Origin of the sequence: Phaeobacter sp. CAU 1743 (assembly GCF_039839315.1) — a bacterium.
GTDB classification, from domain to species: domain Bacteria; phylum Pseudomonadota; class Alphaproteobacteria; order Rhodobacterales; family Rhodobacteraceae; genus Phycobacter; species Phycobacter gallaeciensis_A.
The window spans coordinates 1-2,029 of sequence record NZ_JBDOQR010000174.1 but is presented as its reverse complement, the minus strand read 5'-3'; the positions used below and the strand labels follow the sequence as shown (position 1 = coordinate 2,029).

The following is a 2,029-nucleotide window of genomic DNA, read 5'->3' as shown; positions in this document are numbered from 1 at the left end:
GCCCCATCCTCAAAGATGCCCCAGTCTCTCCTGAGCGTCTCAACCGTCTTTCCGATCCGTCAACCTTCCGTTTCCGCGTCGCCGCCGTCCCGTCCGGTGTGTCTCAGCAGCGCCTCAGCGCCGCCGGCGAAGGGGGTTCTAGTCCCAACTCCAAATACCCGCAACCCTAAAATCAACAAAAACACATTTTTCAGGGAGAAAGATGGAATAACACGCAAATACAATGACTTAAGTGAAGCCATCGCGCCAAAAAACTGCCAGGAGCCGCCCCATGCCCGCCCAGCAGACGGACGCGTGGAAAGACTCACTCGCGACAAAACCCCACATCTAGACGAATACCACAATGAGACCACAAGACACCCGCGACTCGCGGCAGCGACTCGGACTGATATCCGTCTCAAAACGGTCGAATCCTCCGCGGCGGCGGTTCTGTCAACGACCAGCGAACCATCGTCTGCAGCCTGGCGGCGACGTCGGAGGATATGCCCCCCTCCCCCACCGCCGCAGTTGCCTCTGCGGCGTCGCGTGAGGATCCACTTGGCCAAGCGGGACCGAATGCGCATAGTGCAGGCATGAAAGCAGCTGCAATCACCATGGTGCACAAGGACTACTGGGCTTTGCGCCAGTGGTACCGGCATTATTCCAACGTCCTGGGGGCTGAGAATCTCTTTGTCGTCGCCCATGGGCCGGACCCGGTGGTGCAGGAGATTTGCCCGGCAGCATCGGTCATCACGATCCCTCGGGACCGGTTGCAGGGGTTCGATCATTGGCGCGGACGTCTTCTGAACGGAATTCAGCGCGGCCTGCTGGAGATCTACGACTGGGTGATCCGGACCGATGCGGATGAGCTGATCTGCGCCGACCCGCAACTCTGGTCCTCTCTGCCGAAGATGCTGGCCGCACAAGAGGCCAGCGCCATCTTTGCCCTTGGGGTGAATGTCTTTGCACCAGTTGAGGCATCCGGCTCGCCTCTCTATCAAGGTGTGTTCTCCGGGCATTACAGCAAGGCCTGGGCCGTGCGTCAGCCGCATGACCTGCGGCGCCACGGGGTACAGGTGCGGCCAAGGCGGCTGGCGGAGTTTCCCTATTGCATGCCACGCGGCGTCTATCTTGCGCATCTGAAGTTCGCCAACCGGCAGGCGGCGACCGAGATGGCCGACGTCCGAACCGAAGTTGCAGGCGCAGAAGGCACCGGGACCCCCGGCAAGGCCTGGAAGCAAGCACATCAGGAAATGGCAGCGCAATACGCCGCTCTTGCCGATCTGCCACTGTCGTCCTGGGAGAAAGCAGAGGCAGCGGCCTGGGACGCGTTGCAATCGCCGGTGCGGGACGAGGGGATCTCGGTCCTGCGCAGCAAGAGCCTGCGATTTGACAGCCGGGTGCATCTGCCGGACTGGTTTCCGCCCCTGGGAGACTAAGGGCAGAGGCTAGCCCTGCCCTTTCGCTCTTTCCTTTACAGGTCGACCTCGATGGTGCCGTCCTTTTGTGCTGCGCGCGATTGGCACAGGATGACCGCGCCTTTGCGCTGCGCCTTGGACAGGACGAAATCCCGGTGCTCGACCTCTCCGGAAAGGAGGTCACATTTGCAGACCCCGCAGATCCCGTCGGCACATTTCACATCGACGCCGATCCCGGCCTCTGCCAGCACATCGGTCGCACTTTTGTCCGCCGGGACGTGCAGATCCCGCCCAGACTTGCGCAGGCGCAGTGTGAAGGGGTGGTTTTCATACTCGGGCACCTCGGGGACCGAGAAGTACTCCAGATGCCGCGCCTCCTCGGGAAAGCCCTGGCGCTCGGCGGCCTCAAGCACCCCCTGCATGTAGCGATCCGGGCCGCAGGTGTAGACGTGGTACCCTGCCTGATAGCCCGCCAGAACCTGATCAAGATCGGCCCGGGTGCCTTCCTGGGGATGTCCCGGTTGATGTTGAAGTTTGCCTGAAGGGTGGCGTTGCTTTCCCTGAGCCGTAGGCTCGGGGTGATCAAACCGAAAGGAAAGCAACACCATGAAGAAGACTACGACATCGCAGGC

At 61.6% G+C, this 2,029-nt stretch carries 2 protein-coding genes; one reads left to right on the top strand and one right to left on the bottom strand.

The window, feature by feature from the left end; all coding sequences use genetic code 11:
- Nucleotides 1–572 precede the first annotated feature (572 nt).
- Nucleotides 573–1,418, top strand: coding sequence for a glycosyltransferase family 2 protein (locus AAFO90_RS24730; RefSeq protein ID WP_347511168.1), 846 nt, complete (start codon nucleotides 573–575; stop codon nucleotides 1,416–1,418).
- Nucleotides 1,419–1,453: 35 nt separating this feature from the next.
- Here AAFO90_RS24730 and AAFO90_RS24725 read toward each other — a convergent pair.
- Nucleotides 1,454–2,029: iron-sulfur cluster-binding domain-containing protein (locus AAFO90_RS24725; RefSeq protein WP_347511167.1), on the bottom strand; the 576-nt coding region annotated here is incomplete at its 5' end.

Excerpts from the sequence above, each read along its gene's own strand:
- AAFO90_RS24730 (WP_347511168.1), top strand. The coding sequence starts at position 573 with ATGAAAGCAGCTGCAATCACCATGGTGCACAAGGACTACTGGGCTTTG.